Below are 24286 nucleotides of genomic sequence, written 5' to 3'. Positions count from 1 at the left end.
CCCTCTCTAAATCAATTTAAAGTAATTATAAGCGTTGTAATAACAAATATTTTTAATTAACTTCCCTAATAATCTTGGATCATCTGGTATTTCTCCTAGCTTCACCAAACTACCAATATAAGTACATAGAATCCTTCTAAAATAATCATGCCTTGAGTAAGAGATAAAACTTCTCGAGTCTGTTAACATGCCAACAAAATGCATCAATAACCCTTGATCTGCTAATGATGTCATCTGATTTAACATGCCGCGTTTCGTGTCATTAAACCACCATCCCGCACCATGTTGCACTTTACTTTGTATGTGAGCGTTGTTTTGAAAATTTGCAATAGTAGATCCTACAACGTCATTATATGTCGGATTCAAATTGTATAATATTGTTTTTGGTAAGTGCTCATCTGAAGCCATCATATTTAGTAAGCTATTTAAGTTTTCAGCAAGATTTTGTTGATCTCGTATAGAATCAAATCCAGCATCGGGGCCTAATTGTTCAAATGCCACAGTATTATTATTACGTATTGCACCAAAGTGAATTTGCATAACCCAATCTTTTTCATTATAAATCTTGCTTAATTCATTTAATAAAAACGTTTGAAATTGTGCATATGCTTTATTACTTACCTTTTGTTTTTTCAATCCTTTTTGGAAAATATCATCAATATCCGTGCGATTGTACGACTGATACTCAATCGTATTTAATCCATGGTCTGCTAATCGTCCGCCTCTATCATGGAAATAATTAACTCGTATTTTCATAGCTTCTAAAAAGTCATCGACATTACTAATAGGATGTGTTAAGCCACTTAATGTTTCTATGAATTCAGCAAAACTTTCTTCGCCAACTTTAAAAGCAATATCTGGTCTAAACGAAGGTAAGACCTGAGTCTTGAAGTTTGTCTGAGTACGCAATTCATCATGATAACGCAAATCATCTGTAGGATTATCTGTAGTACAAATCAACTTAACATTTGATTGAGTAATTAAAGATTGTGCTGTAATATTATGACGCTGCAAATAACTATTAACTTGATCATATATTTGATCTGCATTGCGTTCGTTCAACACTTCATGCACATCAAAATACATTGCTAACTCTAAATGAGACCAATGATATAAGGGATTTGCAACTGAATTTTCTAAAGTAAGTGCCCATTTTTTAAACTTCTCTCTTGGAGAAGCATCACCAGTTATATAGTATTCATCAATACCTTGTGCACGCATTGCTCTCCACTTATAATGATCTCCCCCTAGCCACAATGTTGTGATATTATCAAAATGCGTATTCTCACTAATTTGTTGTGGATCTAAATGGCAATGATAATCATAAATAGGCATATCTTTTGCGTATTTATGATATAGCTCAACTGCTTTTTTATTTTGTAACATAAAGTGATCAGTGATAAATTGTGTCATTATTGAAAACGCCCTTTCCTTTAAATTTCTTCTCTTAATGCTAGTTCTTTAACAATTTGTTTATGACGCTTATCTGTTAGTGGATAACCAATTAAGAATATAATTAGCGCAATTAAACAACCTACACCTGGCACAGCAAAGAATAATATTTTAAGACCTGTTAAAGTTTCCGTAGTTTGAGCAACATTTGGTTGATAACCAATCATAGTTAATGCAAGACCAGGAATAAAACCTGCCAAAGCTTGTGAAATCTTACGGGTGAAACTATAGCTTGAATACGTAATACCCTCAGAACGTATTCCAGATTTCCATTGCCCATATTCAACAACATCAGCAATAAATGCCCAAGTTACTGTATTAGGTATAACTAAAAAGAATGAAGAAATTGTATTTACTATTAAAAATGTCGTTATATGATCTCCAAAAAGTGCAAAGTTTAAAATTTCACACAGTACGAATCCAGCTATACCTATAATAGCTGTCATCTTTTTCCCTACTCTCTTACTTAACAACGTTGTTATATAAAGCGCTGGAATAAGCACGGCAAAGTTTAATGTACTTACAAGACCAACTAAATTAGGTGCATCCATAACATATTGGAAATAGTATAATTGAGATGACTGTTTTAAAAACATCGACATAATTGTTAATAATGTATAAATTGCTAATACTGCAAAGGCTCCATTTTTCAACAAGCACACAAATGCTTTTTTACCCATACCTTTTGTCTTAGGACGTTGAATCACGTGTCTTTCTTTAACATTTTTATAACAAATTAAATGTAAAATAACTCCTACGATAGCTAATAATGCTACTGCCACAGGATAGCCAACTGCATGATTTGGAAACTGATTAACTAACGGTATGACCACAATATCTGCCACAAATAATGCCGCTTGTGACCCTAAGTTTCTATATACTGATAGCTGCGTTCTATCTTCAGCATTAACAGTCATAGACGCTGAAAGTGACCCATAAGGTATATTCACAACTGAGTACGCCGCATTAAATAACATATAAGTTGCAAAAGCCCAAATCGTTTTACCAGTTTGATCTAAATTTGGCGCAATAAATGATAAAACCGTACAAATTGCAAGTGGTACTGTACCATATAAAATAAACGGTCTAAATTTACCACGTTTCCCGATATTCGTTCTCGAATCCACATAAGTGCCTACACCAGTATCTACAAAAGCATCAAATATTTTTGATACAAGAAATACAAGTCCACCATAAAAAGCGGAAATACCTAGTATATCCGTAAAAAATTTCAATAAATATATTTGTCCCATATCAAACATCATACCGTTACCTAAATCACCTAAACCGTATGATAATTTTTCTTTAAATTTTAATTTTGGTGTACTAATATCGTCAAATTTTTCTTGCTTTGTTTGTTCTTTCTTCGCTGACATTGAAACCATAAGATGACCTCTTTCTAACGTTTGATGTCCCCTAAACATTTACTTAAGCATTAAAATTATATAAATATAACTGTCTTTGTCTTTATTTATACTTTTATAAGTACTTTAAAAATAATTTGAATCATAGAATGATTGCAATAAAGGTTAGTCAAACCTATCTATATTCATATTCCAATTGCACATATATTTTCATAAGTTAAAGATTTTATAACTTTATTTGGTAATTCCAACGATATATGTAAACGATTTCTATAAACTTCAAAATTTTTTACTACTCATACTCATGTTAGCTATACCGTTTGTTAATCAACAATTACTGATGTTTAAAATGTTATGCTATTTACTGAAATAATGAGAATTGACAGTTACCATAGTTAAAATGTTAAGCTTTTATATTTTTAAATCTTTCCACAAATGCGCGTGTTTGTTTTACAATAATTCGATCTGACCCATCTTGAGCACCTTTGGTTAATGCACTACCAATACCTATGGCAAATGCCCCTTTTTCATACCATTCATGCATATTTTCTATGGATACGCCGCCTGAAGGCATCATTTCTACTTGTGGTATTGGTCCATGTACATTTTTTATAAAATCTGCCCCTAAGCCATCTCCAGGGAATAACTTCACTACGTCAACACCATGTTGCAAAGCAGTTGTTATTTCCGTAACTGAACTACATCCTGGCAGATAAGGTATCGTATATAAATTACACATACTTGCTATTTGTGCATCAAAATGAGGACTCACAATAAATTTTGCTCCATTCATAATTGCGATACGCGCTGTAGTAGCATCCATAACTGTTCCGGCACCAATTAAAACATCAGTTTTATATTTCGTACTTAAAGATTTTATAACTGTTTCCGCATGTGGTGTCGTAAATGTAACTTCAATATTTAGTATGCCACCTTCAATAATTTGTTTACATTTTTGCCATGCATCATCCTCCGTATTACCTCTAACAACCGCAACCAGATAATTTTCTTGTAGTTGTTGTAAAGTTCGCATTTTATTCATCATCATCTTCCTTTTCTGATTAAAATCTCATACTCAACTCACTTTAATTATATTTTTTATTTATTTGTAGTCAATTACAATAAAAGTTTGTCTAAATAGTGTCATCATATCATTTGCAATAGAATCATTCGAAAGTACTTGATAAATCTAAGATCAATACTAATATCTCAAATTTCAAATGACATAAAAATTAAGTAGCGTACAAATTTATAGTGGCACAGCTAATCAATTGAATTATTGAAATATACGCTCCTTTTTATAAATTTATTAACATTTTTAGAAATAAATTAGCCTAAAATAGAAATTTTGTGAATTAAATCACATAATTAATGATTATTCTGTAGTTTTTTTGAATTCTAAATGCTAACTTTAATAGTGTAAAGAAAGCGCTTTATCATATGGATTATCTGCTTTAATAGAACAATAATTCCAATCGTTTTTTACACTACTCAACTCAATTATGATTGTAAAAGACATGATGATAATCACTTTATTTAAACTTATGGGAGAGGAATTTTAAAAATGATTCAATCTTTATCACACTTTAAAGCTAAATATAATAAACTCATTTGCGTTGATTCAGATGGATGTGCCATTGATTCTATGACTATTAAACATGAACGCGCTTTTGGTCCAGCACTTGTCGAAGAATGGCATCTCGAAGATGAATCAGAAAGGATCTTAGAACGATGGAATGCATTAAACCTTTATGAAATAACGAGAGGCATCAATCGTTTTAGAGGTCTTGAAAAAATGTTAGGAGAACTTGTTGCAGAAGGTTTAGACATTCAAGGATATGACGACATAAAACATTGGGTACAAACTACACAATCTTTTTCAAATCCTAGTCTAGAAGAAGCTATTGAAGATAACCCAAACAAATCTGGTTTACGCAAAGCTTTATCTTGGTCTCATAAAGTCAATGCACGCGTTAAAGAACTTCCTAGTATCGGTCCTTTTAACCACGTACGCAATGCCTTAAAAGATGCCGCTTCATTTGCAGATATAGCTATCGTATCGTCAGCCAATCTTTCTGCAGTTCAACATGAGTGGGAATCTTATCATTTAACACCTTACTTGAATGGCATGTTCGCCCAAGAAGCAGGTACAAAAGAGCGTTGTCTCGAAGTATTAAAGTCATTCTATAACTTAGAAGATATTATTATGCTAGGTGATGCCAAGGGCGACTTGGAAGCTGCTCAAACACATGATTTATATTTTTATCCTATCCTTGCCGGCCACGAAGATCAATCATGGCTAGATTTTCACAATAAATACTTAAAACTATTTAGAGAAGGTCGTTTCAATCAAGACATACAATCTTCTTTAATTTCTATTTTTTATAATAATTTTGAAGGAGTGAAATAATTAATGGTAAAAGTAAACCTAAAAACATCCCCTTATAATCTAGACGACACACAAATTGCTTGGGTTGAAGAAACACTAAAAGATTTATCAAGTGAAGAAAAAATTGGACAACTCTTTTTCAATTTATTTTCATTAGAGGGTGGAAAAAAATTCCACGATGCAGATTTGAGTAATAAAGAAGTTTTAGAACGTTATCATATTGGTGGCGCACGTTATGAAGGCGGCAATAAAGTTGAAGTACAAAGCTTACTCAATGACTTACAACAAAATACAAAGGTACCTGTACTTGTTGCAGCTAACTGTGATTCTGGAGGTAATGGCGCATGTAAAGATGGCACTTATATTGCAAGTGCAGCACAATGTGAAGCTGCACAAGATACTAAGGTTGCATACAATGCTGGACTCGTTTCTGCACGTGAATCTTCAGCATTAGGTGTACATATCAATTTCGACCCGTGTGTAGATATTCTTAAGAACTGGCGCAATACTATAGTAAATACACGCTCATATGGTACAGAGGCACAAACGGTCATTAAATATTCTAGTGCTTTTATTGATGGTTTCAACTCAGAACATGACATGATTACATGTATCAAACACTTCCCCGGGGATGGTACAGAAGAACGTGATCAGCATTTAGTATTAGGTGTAAACGAATTATCTACAGAAGAATGGGACAATAGTTTCCGTAAAGTTTATCAACACCATATTGATCGAGGCGTACAAATGATTATGGCTGGGCATATTGCACAACCTGCTTATTCTAAAAAGTTAAACTCAAACCTAGCAGATAAAGATATTTTACCAGCAACATTATCAAAAGAACTTATCACTGATTTACTTAAAGACGATATGCATTTTAACGGTTTAGTCGTTACAGATGCTAGTCACATGTTAGGTATGACTGCTTCTATGCGTCGTGAAGATTACGTACCTCTTTCAATTGCTGCTGGATGTGATATGTTCCTCTTCTTCAATGATTTAGAAGAAGATTATCAATTCATGCTTAACGGATATAACAATGGTATCATCACAGATGACCGTTTAGATGATGCTGTTCGCCGTATCTTAGGACTTAAAGCACAATTGAATTTACACAAAAAACAAGTAGACGGAACAATCATTCGCGCTAAAGAAGACTTGCAAGTTATCGGTTGCCAAGAACATTTAGACATGCGTGCTGAAGCTGCTGATTTAGGTATTACCCTCGTAAAAAATACTTTAGATCAATTACCGATTCGTCCAGAAACACATAAAAACATTCGCCTTTATGTAATTGAAGGTGAAAAAGATGGTATTTATAAATCTGCTAATAATGTGCCAGAAGACATTATTAAAGAACTTGAATCAAGAGGTTTTAATGTTACTTTAAACGATGGTTCAACACGCGTTAAAGGTAAGACATTATCTTATCGTGAAGACGTTGATGCAGCACTTGTCTTCGCTAATATTATCGGTTATGCTGCTGAAAATAACTATCGAATCAAATGGGGCACTGCAATGAGCAATGAAATTCCTTGGTATGTACACGAAGTCCCAACAGTGTTTGTCTCATTAAACTTCACAACTCATTTACACGATGCAACGATGGTGAAAGCTTATATAAATGCTTATCATTCTAACCCTGAAACTATTAAACAAACGGTCGATAAAATTATGGGATTGAGTACTTTTAAAGGTACTTATAACGATTTGGTTTGGACTGATAAATGGCAAGCCAAATTATAATATAGACAACAACATAATATAAATGAATAAATAGGGATTAGGAACATAAATCCCAGAAAAAGAAGCACTCAGATGGTTTAATTTGATGTACCCCCCAAAAGTTGGACTAAAAATCTAACTTTTTGGGGGGCATTTTTATGGGTAAACATTATAAATATGAATTCGATGAATTCAAACATCATCGTGGTGCTACATCATATCATCCTAAAATGATGTTAAAAATTATTCTCTATGCGTACACACAATACGTATTCTCTGATCGTAAAATAGAAAAACTACTTAATGATAATATCCGAATGATGTGGCTGTCACAAAATCAAACACCTTCTTATAAAACAATTAATCGCTTTAGAATAAACCCTAATCATGCTAAAAAAACTTAATATTACTTATAAAACAAATAGTGATTTTTTATTATTATTTTGAAGAAATAATCCAAATGCTTGTTAATGTAGAATATATAATCTACTCACTTAATAATCAATTAATTTTTATCTACACGTTCTAAGTAACTTTTTATTCCAAATAGTTCATTATTACACTTTCAGTAATATTTCTGTTATATTGTAATTAGATTGTAATATGAATCAAAATTATAATTTGGAGTGATACGGTATGAATAAAATTGCAAAGGTTTTTGTAGCAAGTACGTTTGTTTTTGGAACTGCACTAGGCATAAATGCTTATAAAGAAGATGTAACACATAGTGAAGCACAAGCATCAACAACGCAATCTTGGTATAATTATACTGGATATACATCAAAAGGTGGAGACTTCGTATTAGACCAATCCTTTTATAATGGGCTCAAATCTGGAAATATAGAGTTCAATGGTATTAAAGTCAATAGCAAGTATACTTCTGGTACTAGTAGTAAACAAATATACGATCAAAAGTTTCAACAGATAGATGGTAATAAAGCGAACAATGTCACATTTGATATCCAAAATAAGGCAGTGAGTTTTAAAGATATGCGTGTACAATATGGTGAGAATTTTGAATATCAGCCTCCATTAAATGATAATAAGAAATCAAAAAGCGAAGGACTTTATGGATATAAAGTAGGTAATGGTAATATAGTTTTCCATGTCAGTGATGGTTATGTAACAAGCGCTACTGTTTCTTAATAAATTGTATTAACAGTAAATACGATTAGATGCGTCAACAAACCCAAATCAAACTTCTATTTACTGAGTTTTATATTCCTGGAACTTAAGATACTAGAGTCTATCTATGATTTTATTTAGGCTTATGTATGTCTAAATAATATAAAACGCACCCTCCATTATGTGAAGGGGACGTTTATTACCTTATAAAAACGTATTAATGTGATTCTTAAATTATAGTAAATTTTTCTGGATAAAATATTTAAAAAAAGCCTCATTTACCAAAATCTCATTTGTGCTTACTTTAATTGTTCGATATTTTTTTTAAGTTCTTTTACCTGTTTGATACTAGATTGAATTCCGTTTGTAGAGAAATACCATTCTTTAGGATCTAACTCTATAATTTGCTTCTTCTTAACGGCAGAAACTTCTTTTAATACATCGTTGTTCAAAATTTTTCTGCTAGTTCCTTTTCCAGAAGTAGCTTTGTCTCGATCCATAGCAAAAATAATATCTGGATCTTCTTCAGCTACATATTCTAAGCTTACAGGTTTACCATGTGGACCTGCTTTTATTTTTTCATTAGCTGGTTTCATCCCCATTTCATTATATATTAAACCACCAAAACGATCTTTAGGGCCATATGTTGAAAGTTCTCCTTCACTCGTTAGTAGTATCATTGATTTATCACTGATTTTTGATGCTATTTTTTTAGTATTATTACTAATTTTATTTAATTTTTCTATATATTTTTGTGCTTTAGATGATTCATCGAATATTTTCCCTAAATCACTTGTATTTTTTTTAATAGAACTTAACGTTTGTTCATCGTCTGTACCTATGTATAATAATTTTGCATTCGGTGCTGCTTTTTTAAGTTCTTCAAGTACTTGTTTGCTAGCCGTACGTCCAGAAAATATGATTAAATCTGGCTTTTGTTTAGCGACAGCATTATAATTAGGTTTCCCTAGTTCTCCCACATTAGCGTATTTTTTTTGCTTAAAGCTTGCTAAATCTTCAGGTAAACTTTCTCCGTTTTTACCTTTTGCGATACCCTTAATCGCGGATGAATGACCTAATGCCTTAATAGTATCGACTGCGCCATAATCAAAAGTAACAATACGTTTCGGATTTTTAGGAATCACAACAGTTCCTTTTTTAACTTCAGCATCTTTACCATCTTTTCTGTCTCCACGTAAGTCATATTTTGTTTTAATTTTTACTATATCTTTCTTTTTCTCATTACTTTTGCTTTGACTACATGCTGACAATAAAACTGCTACAACTATAAGTAAGATAAATTTTTTCATTTAATTAACACCCTCATTTTTTATTTTTAGATAATAACTGCTTTAAAGAGACCTGTAGACTCGAATATAAATTTTAAATATCTACTATGAGACTTACCAACAAATAATATAGAACACTTATAATTTTTCGCCTTCTCAATTGTATTCATCGCCATTTTATAATTTCTTTGTGACCAATGGTTAATGAATTGGATTCCTACATCTCCAGCTTGCATAAGAATGTAAAAATATTTCTCTAATGGAATTACTTCTCTAGATTGATTTAACATAGAAGATAACATACTATCTTCTTTATCCTTTGTTTGACTGTGCTGACTTTTAAAAAGCGTCATTTGATTATATAGATCTGGATTGCATTTTTGTAGCATTGTTTCTGCTCTATTTTGTAGAACTTTTCTTTGTGCCTTATTATTGTCATCTATTGGATGAATTGGGATATTTCTTAATAGCGAAAGAGGCATAGCTGCAAAATGAAACTCTGTAAAATATGAAGGTACTTTGTTACGCTCTAATTGTTTTAGATCCTTAGCAATTTCATTTTCATTAGATTTATCTAATTCTATAAATAATACTTCTGGACTAAACTGATTTAAATAATTTGAAACAGCAATTCCTTCTTTATAATAGTAATCTAAGGGTTTATGTTGACTTAATTCTTCTTCTGTCCCTCTGATGTGGGGCAAATTAACTATGTATATAGTATTCATATAGGTTCCCTCCGTAGTAGTTTTATATAATTTAAAAAAAATAAGCATGTTGTAATTGATAATTATTCTCAATTATAACACACCTATTCTCATATACAATTCAATTTTTAGATATATCTAATTCTATTAAAAAAGACAATTTCTATTTTATTTCAATAGAAATCGCCTTTTTTCACTTATACAAGAACTTTATGTCCCAGATTCTTAATCATTATATTAGGCTAGTGGGACTTATGCATGAACTTTAGTTCACATTTAAGTCTGTTATGCTTTCGCCCCTAGTCGTCCTTATCTCGGGTATGACAGAAACCTTTTTAAATAAATTATATTTCTGTCTGACTCCATCCTTATCTATTATATTTTATATCCAAAATCCGGAATATTTGACCATCTTTCTTTGAAGTAATGAGCAACGGCTTTTGGTCTTCTTTCACGCGTGAAAATCCCTTTCTTATTTCCTTGAACTCTAATAATACCAGTAGAAGTTTCAAAATCTGCAAAATTCCATACCTGTTCTCCAATAAATTGTGGATACTTATCAATAACTTCATGATTGGCTTCATAATAACTTATTTGGTATTCCTCTGTGAATAATTCATCGTTTAATGCATGCATTCCTGCCACTGTATCAGCGCCATATTCAGTAAACATAATTGGTTTATCTGGTTGTTTAATACTCCAACCATCTAATTCTTCTGCTAGTGCCAATTTAGCTGCTTTCAAATCTGCTGTTTGCGTATACCAACCATAGTACCTATTTAAGCATAATACATCGACTAAATCTTGAACTTGGCATGTGTCTGGTTGCGAAGTCAGTATTGTTACAATTGTAACAGGTCTCTGTTGTGGATCACACGTTCGTGCTAGATTCACTAATGGTTCGAAATATGCTTTAGCCCCCTGTTCGTCAGAAGCTGGCTCATTGGCAATCGACCACATAACCACACATGCATGGTTTTTATCGCGTTCAATTAACCCTTTAATCACAGCTTCATGCGCCGCTTTCGTACCTATTTCTTCAAATGTATTTCTTGCTTTTTCACCAGTTAAAATGGCATTAAAGTTTAAATGAACTCCTACAGCAGTCGTTTCATCAATCACCACTATACCTTGTTCATCAGCTAAACGCATCATTTCTTCTGAATATGGATAGTGCGAAGTCCTAAATGAATTTGCTCCTATCCATTTCATCAAATTAAAGTCTAATACATTCGCTACTTCATTCATACCTCTGCCATGATAATAACTGTCCTCATGCTTACCAAAGCCTTTAAAATAAAACGGCTCTCCATTAATTAAAAATTTACCCTTAGCCACTTCGACAGAACGTATACCAAATCGCTCAGCATAAGTATCAATTAACACGCCATCTTCTATAAGCGACACTTCTAAATGATATAAATACGCATTTAATGGTTTCCAAAGATGTGGATTCTGAACCTTTATTGTACCTTCTACACCTGTTGCTTCTGCTATAACTTGCTTGTCTTCATCTACTAATCGAACCTCAACAGTCCCTCCGCTATGGTTCGTGCTCACTTTATAATTTACATAAGCATCATCACCTTGTAATTCAGGTACAATTTCAATATCTTGAATATGCATCTTTGGTGTTGTATATATTTTTACAGGTCTATGTAACCCCGCATAATTGAAGAAATCAAAGTTTGGTGTATTTTTCTTAATCACATTACCTTCTACATCTGTTATTTCGTTATAATCTCCAACCGGCAAAGTTGTTTCATCTAATATATTATTTACGCATACCGTTAAACGATGCGTCCCAACTGTGTAAGCTTTATCTAATGTTACTTCAAATGGTAGGAAACCTCCTTGGTGTGATGTTACCTCTTTACCATCAATATATACGGTTGCCTTATGTGTTGCTGAACCAAATCTTAAAACAATACGTTCTTTATTTAATACGTTGGGAACAGTAAATGTTCTTTCATACCAAACATTCCCTACATGGTTACGAATATTAGCAGTGACACCTTGATCGTTGAACGAACCTGGCACAGCCATGACTTGTTCAGTATTTAATGGTTGTGACACATCAATGTGACCTGCATTTTCCTCTAATTTAAAACGCCATATACCATTCAAATCAATTATACTTCTATATTCATTTACAACTGGATACAACATACTCAATTACTCCTTTCAATTTCATTAAATCTATCTACAATTCTTCTCTCAATGCTAACTCTTTAACGATTTGTTTATGTTTACGGTCAGTTAATGGATATGCAAAGAAGAATAGTATGACTGCAATTAAACAAGCTGTCGCAGGAACGATAAAGAATAATACTTTCAATCCATGTAATGTATCTGCTGATTGAGTAGCATTAGGAACAAATCCAATAAGTGTTAAAGATGCACCTGGTATAAAGCCTGCTAAACCTTGTGATATTTTTCTTGTAAAACTATAGCTCGCATATATAATTCCCTCAGATCTAAGACCCGATTGCCATTGTCCATATTCCACAACATCAGCAATAAATGCCCAAGTTACAGTATTAGGAATGACTAAGAGTAATTGTGCAACGGTATTAATAACTAAGAACATCACGATATGATCTGAGAAAAAAGCGAAATTGATGAATTGGAATAGAATAAATCCTCCTACACCTATAATCGCAGTCATTTTCTTACCAACCAATCTACTTAAAATCGTTGTTAATATTAACGCTGGAATTAGCACGAGGAAGTTGAGTGTACTAACTATCCCAACTAAATTTTGTTCTCCTAAAACATATTTAAAATAATATAATTGAGAAGCTTGCTGTAAAAATAGTGCACTAATTGTTAAAAGTGTATAAATTGCTAATATGATGAATGGTCTATTTTTCAATAAATTTAAAAACGCCTTACGACCAATTCCTTTTTCTTTCGGTCTTTCAATCGTGTGTCTTTCAGTTACACCTTTATAACAAATCATATGGAATATTACCCCAGCAATAGCAAGCATCCCAACTGCTATTGGATAACCTATTTGATGATTTGGAAATAAACTCACAACAGGTATAACGACAATACCAGATATAAACATTGCGCCTTGAGATCCCATGTTACGGAATACCGATAATTGCGTACGATCATCCGCATTAATAGTCATAGAAGCAGACAGTGAACCATATGGAATATTTACAAATGAATAAGCTGCATTAAATAACAAATATGAACCAAAAGCCCATATAATTTTGCCTGTTTGTCCTATCTCTGGTGATAAAAATGTTATGACTGTAAGTATTGCTAACGGAATACTGCCATATAAAATAAACGGTTTAAATTTACCACGTTTAGCAAAATTAGTTTGGTTATCTACAATTGTACCTACAGCCGTGTCAACAAAGGCATCAAAGAATTTCGAAACTAAAAATACTAAACCTCCTACCCACGAAGGTATTCCTAATATATCAGTATAAAATAAAAGTAAGTAAATCTGTCCCATATCGAACATCATGCCGTTACCTAGGTCACCAAATCCATAAGATAACTTTTCCTTAAATTTCAGCCTAGGCTCTTGAATCTCTTTAAAACGCTTTAGTTTACTGTTTGCTGGCTTTAATTTTGCTGTAACCATATCGATTACCTCTTTCCACTATTGAAGTTATTGGATAATGAATTGTTCCAATAACTTCTTAGTATGTATTCGTAACTGTATTCATAATTAACACTCAATAAGAAAACACATTAAATTGTAAGCGTTTTCTTATATGTGTAAAAAAAGTAACTCTATCAATTTCTTCATCATTTCATAATGATTGAATACATCCCCTTATAGAGATCTTTCTTTTATTATATTTTTTAAAATAAAACAGTCAACACAAAAATAACAACGTTGTTATAAATGTATAATTTATATCCTTATGATTTGACCTGAGATAACACGAATAAAAGCTATAACTAAAGTATATTGTAAAAATACATAGAATGAAACGATTTATTAGCAAATACACTACTTAAATTGTTTTAATATATTGTAAAATTGCATTTTCCATGCTATTTTGGTTATTTTTTAAGACTATTTTTACATTTTTTATATTTTTTTTACCAAAACAGCAATTTTCTTTATAAAATTTAATTTTTTGAAGTTAATTTCTTAGTAAAATTCTTTATGCTCTGTTCTATATTTTAATGGAGGGACGCCATATTGCTTTTTAAAGCATTGTGTGAAGTAACTTTGTTCTTTAAACCCTACATATGAAGCAACTTCAGAAACTGTCATCTTAGTTCTAGCAATCAAATCACGTGCTTTTTTAATTCTTAGTTCAATGATATATTGTGAAATTGATTTGTGAATTTCTTGATTAAATATCCTAGATAAATAACTAGGAGCTAAATCAACATGACTCGCCAATTCTTTTAAGGTCAGCGTATTGTCCAAATTTCTTTCTATATACTGTATTACTTTACTTACTTTTGGACTATATGCATTGGCTTTTGTCTTCATAGCTCTTTCCGCGTACTCTTTAACAATTTCATGAATGATTTCATCAAGCATCTCACTGTCCATAGTTTGATCAATAATAGCAGCATACCTCTCGGATATTTCATCAATGTGAATTAAGCTAATACCTGCCTTTTCCCCTGCCTTTCGACATAACGTATTGATAAGAAATGCTTTATATTGTTCATTAGAAATATCATCTTTAACTCTACGTAAACCAGCCACAGATACATTCATTTCATTTAAAATTGATAACGCTTCTGTCACATTTCCATTTTCAACTGCAGTAAGTAATTGATTCTCTAAATTATAGCGTTGTTCTATTTCTTGTAGTGTATAATCCATTTGTGCTCTTGATTCAGCTAACACTTCTATTGTTGAATGAAACTTGAAATCAATCTTCACTGTTTCATAAACAACGTTTCTCTTTTTTAAAAAGCGAATTGCTAACCGGCACATCTTTTGAGCTTTAACATGATGACACAAAGGTATACTAAGTAAATACTGTTTTAAGATTGACAACTTTGTTATTTTAATATCTGCTCTTTGCAGTAACTCATTACAACGTCGTTCATTCGGTCTTTGCTCCATATAAGGTCCAATGATATAAATCTGCTTATTTTTCTTAAATTTAAAAATCAAAAAATTAACATCAAAACTGTTAGAATAATGATAAATTTTATTACTATTCATATGAACAATAAAGTGCTTTAGCTCAGTTTTAAACTGTTTTCTTGCAGTATTTGTAAATGGTGTTTTAATATGTGTGCTAATACCCTTTATATCACTCATATCATAACCTTCCAATTGGATACCCAATAGTTGAAGTGCATTCATTTGTAAAATCTCTAACGTGTTCTCATTCATAAAAAAATCACCCCATTCCTTTATTATATTATAACTAAAAATAAAGGAATGGGGTTATAAATTTAATTTCATTTTATTAAGCCTTAGGTTTCATTTTATTTTAATAGCATTTTTTAAATCGTTTATGCATTTTTATTATGAAACTTAAGTTTAAACGGTGCATAGCACAATACCAAAATAAGTACGAGCCCTAAATAACCAATTAATGGATAGAATATAGCTACTAAATCTGTAAATCCGACAAAACTTAAACACAATCCCACAATAACTGCTATCGTATAGAATATTTTAAATCTCATCGTATCTACTACCGTAAAGCGTGACGCAAAAGCATAAAACATTCCTAATCCAGTATTAAATATCATACCGAATATAACGATTGCCATGATAATACCTAGCACAGGCGAAATATTGTTTACAATACCTAACATTGGCATATCCATATTTCCAACAATATCAATTTGTGTGAAAATAGCCAAGTGACTTAATACAATCATAATACCTAAAGCAAGCCCACCAATTAATCCACCAGTTGCAGCAACCTTCGTATGCTTCTCTGATCCTCCCATGACTATAGCCATTGAAGCACCAACAGCAGTATTAAAGGAAGCGTAGTTCACGCCAGCTACAAACCAGTTTGGTAATGTTGAAGGTTTAGCGGCTGATAATGTATTAAGCTGTGAAAATGGTGTGTTTGTAGTAATAAAACTATAAACTGAAATGAGGATAATGAATATAATTAAAAATGGCGTTATATTGCCAATAACTTTTACCACACCTTCAACCTTTAACATGCCTGCTATCAAGATTAATGCAGTCATTAATAACGTACCCACAATAGAAGGTAAACCAAATTGTTGATTAAGGTTTGAACCCGCTCCTGCAATCATTACTACACCTACACCAAATAATGTAAAGATAATAACTAAGTCAATAATCCAACCAAGTACTTTTCCTACCAATGATTTTCCCGTTATATTATGTATCACTTCTTTATGAGAATCTGTCTTAAATTTACTTCCTAGCCATACAAGCATCATACCCACATAAGTAAATAGTGCCGTTGTAATAATTGCACCAAACGTGCCCATAATGCCAAAACTTGTAAAATATTGAAGTACTTCTTGGCCAGAAGCAAAACCAGCGCCTACAATGACACCAATAAATGCACTTGCAATTAATAAGATTCTTTTCATAATGTAATCCCCCTAAATTAAAAAGACAAAATAACTTACCCCTTAAATCATCATAAAATGATTAAATTTATATAGCTTAACTTTCTGACTCATTTATAAATCGATATCCCATCTATCATATATAATGAGCAATCGTTTCTACATTTTATCATTTAAAGCGTAATTTATGTTGTATTTTCAATAGTATATCTTTGAGCTGATTACTTAGTTTATTACTAATCTTCAATGTTACATAAAAAAGAGGCAAGTACAAACACGTTGTACTCACCTCTTATAGCTAACTGCTATGAATAACTTGTTATCTTAATAAATAACCACCATCAACAGGTAATGTTGTCCCTGTAACATAGTCAGATGCACTACTTGCTAAAAATATTAAAGGTCCCATTAAATCTTCAGGCACTCCCCACTCACCAGATGGTATGTGTCCTTTAATTTCTGGCCCTCTTATTGGATCTTCTTCTAATACTTTAGTCATATCAGTACGAATGTAACCAGGAGAAAGTGCATTCACTTGAATGTTATAAGGTGCTAATGCATCAGCGTATGCACGTGTAATACCTACGACGCCATGTTTACTAGCTGCATATGGAAAGATATTTTTACCTGCACGATATGACTGCATAGAACCTATATTAATCATTTTACCAGTTTGCTGTTCTGTCATAACTTTAGCCGCTTCATGTGCCATATAATACGTTGCGTTCAAATTGATATCTATAACATTTTGCCAGTCTTCATCTTTATAGTCTAAGACATTATTTCGAATTTGAACGCCAGCATTATTTACTAAAATATCTAAACTTCCCCATGTTTCCACTGCTTGCGCAACAACTTTTTCTGCTGCACCTTGTTCTTTTAGATCTTGTTGTATAAAAGACACTTCACCTTCATTCTGTTCCACACTTTCTTTTAAAGCTTCCCACGCTTGATTTGAAGAACTTACAACTGTGACATTAGCGCCATACATCGTTAATGCGATAGTATAATATTTGCCTAAACCTCTAGCACCACCTGTCACAATTGCATTTTTTCCTTTTACAGAAAAACTATCCGTATTAAATTTTGTCATTTATAGTTCCTCCTTGTTAGTCATAATATTATTTACTTATATTATATAATTTTAAATTGTCATTGTGTTGATAAAAATAAAGGAGTCAGGTAGAAACCAAAGTTTGATTTCGCACACCTGTCTCCTCAAGTTTTTTCATTGTCATTACTTTATTAGTTCAATGAACGCTTGTTATTAGATTTTTTATCCTAATTTTCTGCTGTAATATATTCAACTAATTTATAGTTAATCTTTAAATAGTTTATACAAAAATACTTAATATTAATATAAACACGAGTCCTGAAACTGAAATTACTGTTTCCAGTAGTGACCAAGTTAAAAATGTTTCCTTGACTGTTAAGCCAAAATATTCCTTAAACATCCAGAACCCTGCATCATTAACATGGGATAATATAACACTACCTGCACCTATCGCAAGCACTACTAAAGCCACGTTAACATCTGACGCTTGTAATAACGGTAATACTATTCCCGTTGAAGAAATCGCCGCTACTGTTGAAGACCCTAGTGCAATACGTAATACTGCAGCCACAATCCACGCTAATAGTATAGGAGACATTTCTGTACCTACGAACAATTTAGCAATGGTATCTCCAACACCACCATCAATTAGTACTTGTTTGAAGGTACCACCACCTCCAATAATTAAAATCATCATACCAATTGGATAAATTGCGTTAGATACTGAATCCATAATTTCTGAATTGTTGCGCCCTTGCTTAATTCCCATTGTAAATATGGCAATTAATACTGCAATAAGCATCGCCGTTCCCGCTGTACCTATAAAGTAAACTACAGATTCAAAACCGTTCGTCGCTGTTTCATTACCTGTAATTAACTGTACAATTGTAGAAAACAACATTAGGATAACTGGTGAAACAGCTGTTAGTAAACTAATACTAAATCCTGGCATTTCAGCTTCACTAAATTCTCTTTGTGCACCTAATGCTGATATGTCACCTTCACGAGTATAAGCAGTTGGTGCGATTTTTTGTGCAATTTTATTAAATAACGGTCCCGCTATCAATGTAACAGGAATAGCAATAATAATACCGTACATTAACACATGGCCAAGGTTAGCTTCCAATTCTTTTGCAATAACTACTGGTCCTGGATGTGGTGGCAAGAAGCCATGTGTTACAGATAGAGCTACTACCATTGGTAAACCTAGTTTCAACTGTGATACATTTGCACGCTTAGCTATAGTAAACACTAATGGTATTAATAATACTAATCCCACTTCAAAGAATAGTGCGATACCTACAATAAATGCTGCAACAAGCATTGCCCATTGTACATGTTTATAGCCAAACTTTTTAATCAACGTGTCAGCTATACGCGTTGCGCCACCACCATCAGCAAGTAATTTACCTAAAATGGCGCCAAGTCCAAAAATCAAAGCAATATGGCCAAGTGTACTGCCCATACCATTTTCAACAGTTTCTATTATTTTATCTAAAGGCATTCCCAGTAATATTGCAGTTACAATAGATGTAATGATTAATGAAATAAATGTATTTAATTTCAAGAAAATTATTAATGATAGTAATACGATAATACCTATTACCACCGTAGCCAATGGCCAAATTGTTTCAAACATCATCGTTCTCCCCTTCCATAGTAAAGAATGAATATAGCTAACAGACATAGCTATCCCAATCTTGATAACGCTTTCTTTTTGTTCTAAAAAAACTTTCCTCACTGTGCTATTTATAGGTATGTAGGAAAGGCAATTAAATAAATTGTCACGCAATGACAACTACTAATTACAGCTTTCCTTCTCCTCCAACCTACTTACTTGATTATCATTAATCCATATGTTCACGTTGGAACGCTGAAATTTCTGTATAACGATCCTCTAATGAACGGCTTAAGTTTATAAATATTGAAATTAATCGTTGGTATATTTTCACATTGTCCTCATTTGGTTTATGTTCATTTGTAGTACCAACCATTTCCTCAATAATTGAGAAATCCTCAATTTCTCCTAACGCTTTCATTCCTAATACACAAGCACCTAAGCATGAGCTTTCATAACTTTCTGGGACACTTAGATTAGTATCGAAAATATCTGCCATCATTTGACGCCAAACTTCACTTTTAGCGAAACCACCAGTAGCTTTAATAGTTGATGGTGTCTCATCCATAACCTCAATCAAAGCTAAATAAACTGTATATAGATTATAAAGAACACCTTCTAAGGCAGCTCTAATCATGTGTTCCTTTTTATGAGATAACGTCAATCCAAAGAAAGAACCTCTCGCATCTGCGTTCCATAATGGCGCTCGTTCACCTGCTAAATATGGGTGGAATATGAGGCCTTCTGCACCAGGCTTAACTCGATTAGCAATTTTAGTTAGTACATCATATGGATCTACTCCTAAACGTTTTGCTGTTTCAACTTCACTTGCTAATAACTCATCACGTAACCATCGTAGTACTACGCCACCATTATTAACAGGGCCACCGATAACATAATGATTATCTGTTAATACATAGCAAAAGATTCTTCCTTTATAATCTGTACGTGGTTTATCTATGACCGTTCTTATAGCACCTGAAGTACCTATAGTTACAGCGACTTCGCCTTTTTTAAAAGCATTCACGCCTAAATTAGATAACACACCGTCACTTGCGCCAACAACGATTGGTGTATGCTCATCAATGCCCATCAATGTTGCATAACGACGTTTCATACCTTTTAATATATGTGTCGTTGGTACAAGTTCAGGCAATTGTGATTCGTTAATACCTAATAGTTCGAGCGCTTCTTTATCCCAAGATAATGTTTCCAAATTCAACATACCTGTTGATGATGCCATAGAATGGTCTATTACAAATTGCTCGAATAATTGATAGAAAATATACGTTTTGATATCAGCAAAAATAGCTGTTTGATTATATATTTCTTGTTGTTCATGCTTCATCCAAAATATTTTAGATAATGGAGACATAGGATGTATTGGTGTTCCAGTTCTTTGATAAATCGCATCACCGTTATGGTTATTTTTAATTTCTTCTGCGTATTTGCTCGCTCTATTATCAGCCCAAGTTAAATTTTCAGTCAAACGTTGATTGCTAGCATCCATTGCTATAAGACTATGCATTTGAGCGCTAAATGAAACTAATTTCAAGTCCTTTTTATCAATATCAGCTTCTCTCATGACATATTTGATTGTCATTAATACCGCATCAAATAACTCATCTGGATTTTCTTCTGATATTTCGACATTCGGTGTATGCAAAGGATAACCGATATTATGTTTCATTATAAATTGACCTTTTTCGTCATAAAGCACTGATTTCGTGCTTGTTGTGCCTATATCGACACCTATCATGTATTTCATGCTTTTGCCTCCCGATTCTTTACTGCGTTAAAATGCTAAGTTAACCAAAAGCTTTCGATATCATCACCTACGTCATCAAAGTTTAAATGAAATGCTTCTTTCAATTTATACGCATCTTTATTCGCAATTGCTTCAATAAATACTTCGTGGTTTTGGTGAATTCTTTCAAAGTCTTCAGGGGTTTCATTCATTCGTTTACGCATAGATAGCAAAATAAGTGCTTCCATTACTGGGCGTAAATTATTCCAACATGTTTTTAAGTATTGATGCTTAGACGCCATGATTGTTACTTCATGAAATTTCATATCATGTTCAGTAAACGCTTCTGCGTCTTCAAATTTGACCGCTACCTTCATCATTTCCAATTGTTTTCTTAATTCTTTTACAATTTGATTATGCATTTTGGGCTTAATCCTACTGAACGCAAATGACTCAAGCATAATTCTTAAATCATAAAGTTCTTTTTTCTCATTATCATCAAATGGTAAAACTTCTGCACCCATTCTTTCTAGATGAATTAATTGATCTTGTTTTAACAATTTAAAAGCATCTCTAACTGGTGACCTACTGACGTTAAATTCTTTGGCAATTTGATTTTCCGTCAATAAAGTGTCAGGTGTTATCGTACCATCAACAATTCTCAAACGAATTTCAGCTGCAATCATTTCGCCTTTTGACACACCGTCTAACCATTGTTCAGGATATGAATAATCCACTAAAACACCACCTCTCCATCAATACGATATACTTGTATACAAGTATGGTAATACACAACTATCAATATTGCAAGCGCTTGCAACTGTTGATTAATATGGTAAATGGCATAAAAAACCGACACAGCAGGTTTTTTAGACCAAACGTGTCGGCAAAAATTTTATTTAGTGACGCTAATGTAAATGTGTAAATATTTTATTTCTTATCTTAATTACACTTTTCTTAGTATGTTTGAATCTTCCATTTTCTGTCCGATTGCCATACAATGACTAATCTCATGACAATAAGGACACTGTAGTTTTCTAGTCTTCATTGTATGTGATGCAAAGAGCCAGGACTTTATATTTGGTTTAAAAACTTCCTGACAATTTGGACAAACATATTTCAAGCGCTTATAGATAAAATGCGTAAAATAGACAGCAAAAATCATCAAAAATGGTAATACAACAAAACTTGGCCACCACTTTCTCGTAATAATACTTGTTACAATAGCCGTATATTGTACAATCGCCATCGGTAACATTCGATATACAATTGCTCTTGTTAATGTGCTCATGTTTCCTTTATTTGCTACATATTGACTGGTTTCTAACAATTTATTTAACGGGGCCTCTGAATTTTTACTGATATAACTTTTAAATTGCTTAATTTCTGACAAAAGCATTTGATTTTTTTGAATTTCATGCTCTATGTTTAATGCTCTTTGTTCAATCATGGATCGTATCGTCTTTAATTTATTCTCTTCTACAATAATTTTTTTAATATCTTTCAAACTAAATCCAAAGCGCTTAAGAATTAAAACAATTTCTAAATCTTGCTTACTTTGTTCGTCAAATACACGTCTTCCATTATCTTCAGTTTTAGTTGAAGTTAACAGACCCTTTCTATCATAATATTGAATGGTTCTTATTGAGACATTACACTGCTTTGCTAATTCACCTGTTTGATATTGAGTCATTTTTATACCTCCTCAATAAAAATATACATGATGACGTTACGTAATCAGCAAATCATTTAATTAATTTTTAAATACTTCTGAATAAATATCTTGTAATTTGCTTTCTACAGAAGTAATGTCTGTTGCACACTGTTTCAATACAGATCTATATTTTTCTGTATTTTCACTATTTTTATAACGAATTTTATGTTCTAGACTAGCCCACATATCCATCCCTATTGTTCTTATTTGTATTTCTACGGGTACAAGCTCCATAGAATGTGCTAAGTAAACTGGTATAGTCACTACAATATGCAGACTACGATATCCATTTTCTTTTGGATGTTCGATATAATCTTTACGCTTTATCAAAGTAACATCTGCCTGTTTAAGCAATAAATCTTCAATCACATAAATATCATCCAAATAATTACAAACCACACGGATACCAGCTACATCTAATATATTCTCTTTTGCGGATTCTGTACTTATATCACAGCCCTTACGTGCTAATTTGTTTATCAAACTTCTCATCTCTTTAACACGACGTTCCATATGATGTATTGGATTATGTTTGTACATCTGCTGAAATTGATCATCTAATATATCTAGTTTTGTACTTACTTCTTTTAATGCTGAAGAATATAGTTGTTCCAAGGCAACAAAACCAACAACCATTTCTAGAGCCTCTTCTGACTCATTGATATGGTCGATACTTTCTTTAAATTCTTCCTTCAAGTCGTCTACATTTAACGAAGGTTTACGTTCTATGTACATATTTCGTACCTCCAATTAATCACTTCTTATAGAGCATTATAGCTAATTCTAATTTACAATTTAAATATAAAGCTATACTTCTCTATAATTTCTACCATATAAAACGCGTGATGATTGCAAAACTTTATTTATTTTAGTCAATTAATATTCATAAAATTACAAATAAAAAGAGCAAGACAGAAATCAATTTTTGCTGAAATGATTTCATTGTCCCGCCCCGACATATATGGCTATGAATTACAGACTAAATAGCCCTTAACATCTACTAATGTCAAAAACTATTTTACTATTTCAACAATTATATAATCTTATGACTAGTCCATGTAGTTATTCGTTCTTTTTATGCTCTATAATTTCTGTTTCACGGTTATCTGTAATATTACGTGCTCGTTTCATCGCATCTTCTTTTTTAGGAAAAGTATCTGATGCTTGTTTTGCACCATCTGATTTAACTTTCCATTCGTTATCTTCATAATACACATGAACGTCTTTTTGGTTTAATTTCGGATTAGCTGAATCATCTTGTTTATGCTGTGTAATTTTTTTATTTTTTAGTTCCTTTAATTCACTGTCTGAAGCATCTTTATACCAAGATTCAGCTTGTTTAGTTGCGATGGGAATTACATTTTCTTCCTCATAACCATCTTTTAACATGGCATTACCAATATCAATTGCTTTTTTGCGTTCTAACTCATCAAAATTTTTCCAACTTTGCGGATAATCTTCCATTGTCCAAGGCATGACCACCACTTCCAATCTATTTATTCTTGCTTACTGTTTACCACTAATAAATTAGTATAAACCGTTCATTGCACTCAACTCATTTTATAGAAGGTAAAGCTAATCAT

The 24286-nt window shown here is 32.4% G+C and carries 19 protein-coding genes and 1 pseudogene; 4 read left to right on the top strand and 16 right to left on the bottom strand.

All coding sequences use genetic code 11. The annotated features are described in order from the left end of the window. Positions 1 to 6: 6 nt before the first annotated feature. The 3 genes from uxaC to LG295_RS02675 all read right to left on the bottom strand — a co-directional run bounded on the left by uxaC (position 7) and on the right by LG295_RS02675 (position 3858). Entirely contained in the window at positions 7 to 1413 is a 1407-nt protein-coding gene (gene uxaC / locus LG295_RS02685) for a glucuronate isomerase (RefSeq protein WP_107530225.1), read from the bottom strand. Between the two features lie 20 nt (positions 1414 to 1433). Continuing rightward, on the bottom strand, positions 1434 to 2837 hold the full coding sequence (locus LG295_RS02680) for an MFS transporter (RefSeq protein WP_404476339.1): 1404 nt from the start codon (positions 2835 to 2837) through the stop codon (positions 1434 to 1436). 382 nt (positions 2838 to 3219) lie between these two features. Further along, positions 3220 to 3858 carry a bifunctional 2-keto-4-hydroxyglutarate aldolase/2-keto-3-deoxy-6-phosphogluconate aldolase gene (locus tag LG295_RS02675; RefSeq protein WP_318832641.1) on the bottom strand — a complete coding sequence of 213 codons (639 nt, stop codon included), beginning with the start codon at positions 3856 to 3858 and terminating at the stop codon, positions 3220 to 3222. A 522-nt stretch (positions 3859 to 4380) separates the two neighbouring features. Here LG295_RS02675 and LG295_RS02670 point away from each other — a divergent pair. From LG295_RS02670 to isaB, 4 genes and pseudogenes are all read left to right on the top strand, one after another. Further along, a complete protein-coding gene (locus LG295_RS02670; protein WP_318832640.1) occupies positions 4381 to 5226 on the top strand; it encodes an HAD hydrolase-like protein in 846 nt (281 codons plus the stop codon). A gap of 3 nt (positions 5227 to 5229) precedes the next feature. Beyond that, positions 5230 to 6954 (top strand): glycoside hydrolase family 3 N-terminal domain-containing protein, encoded by a 1725-nt coding sequence (locus LG295_RS02665; RefSeq protein ID WP_326019813.1) that lies wholly within the window; start codon positions 5230 to 5232, stop codon positions 6952 to 6954. A 158-nt stretch (positions 6955 to 7112) separates the two neighbouring features. Further along, positions 7113 to 7316 (top strand): annotated as a pseudogene (locus LG295_RS02660) (transposase); the annotation flags it as partial. Positions 7317 to 7569: 253 nt separating this feature from the next. Further along, positions 7570 to 8079 carry an immunodominant staphylococcal antigen IsaB family protein gene (gene isaB / locus LG295_RS02655; RefSeq protein WP_107530215.1) on the top strand — a complete coding sequence of 170 codons (510 nt, stop codon included), beginning with the start codon at positions 7570 to 7572 and terminating at the stop codon, positions 8077 to 8079. Positions 8080 to 8357: 278 nt separating this feature from the next. Here the strand turns inward: isaB and LG295_RS02650 are convergent, their stop codons facing one another. The 13 genes from LG295_RS02650 to LG295_RS02590 form a co-directional block, all read right to left on the bottom strand. Next, positions 8358 to 9368, bottom strand: a complete 1011-nt coding sequence (locus LG295_RS02650) for a siderophore ABC transporter substrate-binding protein (protein WP_404476335.1) — start codon at positions 9366 to 9368, stop codon at positions 8358 to 8360. Positions 9369 to 9394: 26 nt separating this feature from the next. Next, positions 9395 to 10075 carry a DUF5694 domain-containing protein gene (locus tag LG295_RS02645; protein WP_119585351.1) on the bottom strand — a complete coding sequence of 227 codons (681 nt, stop codon included), beginning with the start codon at positions 10073 to 10075 and terminating at the stop codon, positions 9395 to 9397. A 354-nt stretch (positions 10076 to 10429) separates the two neighbouring features. Beyond that, positions 10430 to 12223, bottom strand: a complete 1794-nt coding sequence (uidA, locus tag LG295_RS02640; RefSeq protein ID WP_318832635.1) for a beta-glucuronidase — start codon at positions 12221 to 12223, stop codon at positions 10430 to 10432. Positions 12224 to 12257: 34 nt separating this feature from the next. After that, complete coding sequence (locus tag LG295_RS02635; protein WP_404476332.1) at positions 12258 to 13661, bottom strand: MFS transporter; 1404 nt, start codon at positions 13659 to 13661, stop codon at positions 12258 to 12260. A 519-nt stretch (positions 13662 to 14180) separates the two neighbouring features. Next, positions 14181 to 15395: an AraC family transcriptional regulator gene (locus tag LG295_RS02630; protein WP_326000480.1), complete on the bottom strand. Its 1215-nt coding sequence runs from the start codon at positions 15393 to 15395 to the stop codon at positions 14181 to 14183. Between the two features lie 122 nt (positions 15396 to 15517). Then, positions 15518 to 16591, bottom strand: coding sequence for a hypothetical protein (locus tag LG295_RS02625; protein WP_326020795.1), 1074 nt, complete (start codon positions 16589 to 16591; stop codon positions 15518 to 15520). A 298-nt stretch (positions 16592 to 16889) separates the two neighbouring features. Next, the gene (locus LG295_RS02620; RefSeq protein WP_107554315.1) at positions 16890 to 17663 is read right to left on the bottom strand and encodes an SDR family oxidoreductase; all 774 of its coding nucleotides are present in this window, start codon (positions 17661 to 17663) and stop codon (positions 16890 to 16892) included. Positions 17664 to 17904: 241 nt separating this feature from the next. Continuing rightward, on the bottom strand, positions 17905 to 19263 hold the full coding sequence (locus LG295_RS02615) for a gluconate:H+ symporter (RefSeq protein ID WP_107530196.1): 1359 nt from the start codon (positions 19261 to 19263) through the stop codon (positions 17905 to 17907). 208 nt (positions 19264 to 19471) lie between these two features. Continuing rightward, on the bottom strand, positions 19472 to 21010 hold the full coding sequence (gntK, locus tag LG295_RS02610; RefSeq protein ID WP_107530194.1) for a gluconokinase: 1539 nt from the start codon (positions 21008 to 21010) through the stop codon (positions 19472 to 19474). Positions 21011 to 21045: 35 nt separating this feature from the next. Next, the gene (locus LG295_RS02605; protein WP_107530192.1) at positions 21046 to 21726 is read right to left on the bottom strand and encodes a GntR family transcriptional regulator; all 681 of its coding nucleotides are present in this window, start codon (positions 21724 to 21726) and stop codon (positions 21046 to 21048) included. A 209-nt stretch (positions 21727 to 21935) separates the two neighbouring features. Continuing rightward, a complete protein-coding gene (locus tag LG295_RS02600) occupies positions 21936 to 22682 on the bottom strand; it encodes a MerR family transcriptional regulator (protein WP_326018360.1) in 747 nt (248 codons plus the stop codon). Positions 22683 to 22742: 60 nt separating this feature from the next. Beyond that, the gene (locus LG295_RS02595; RefSeq protein WP_107530190.1) at positions 22743 to 23438 is read right to left on the bottom strand and encodes a GTP pyrophosphokinase family protein; all 696 of its coding nucleotides are present in this window, start codon (positions 23436 to 23438) and stop codon (positions 22743 to 22745) included. A gap of 327 nt (positions 23439 to 23765) precedes the next feature. Continuing rightward, positions 23766 to 24179 carry a DUF2188 domain-containing protein gene (locus LG295_RS02590; protein WP_107530188.1) on the bottom strand — a complete coding sequence of 138 codons (414 nt, stop codon included), beginning with the start codon at positions 24177 to 24179 and terminating at the stop codon, positions 23766 to 23768. Between the last annotated feature and the right edge of the window lie 107 nt (positions 24180 to 24286).

Source organism: Staphylococcus pseudoxylosus (assembly GCF_044794325.1).
Classification (GTDB): domain Bacteria; phylum Bacillota; class Bacilli; order Staphylococcales; family Staphylococcaceae; genus Staphylococcus; species Staphylococcus pseudoxylosus.
The sequence above is the reverse complement of the archived record's forward strand: the minus strand, read 5'-3'. Positions and strand labels throughout refer to the sequence as shown.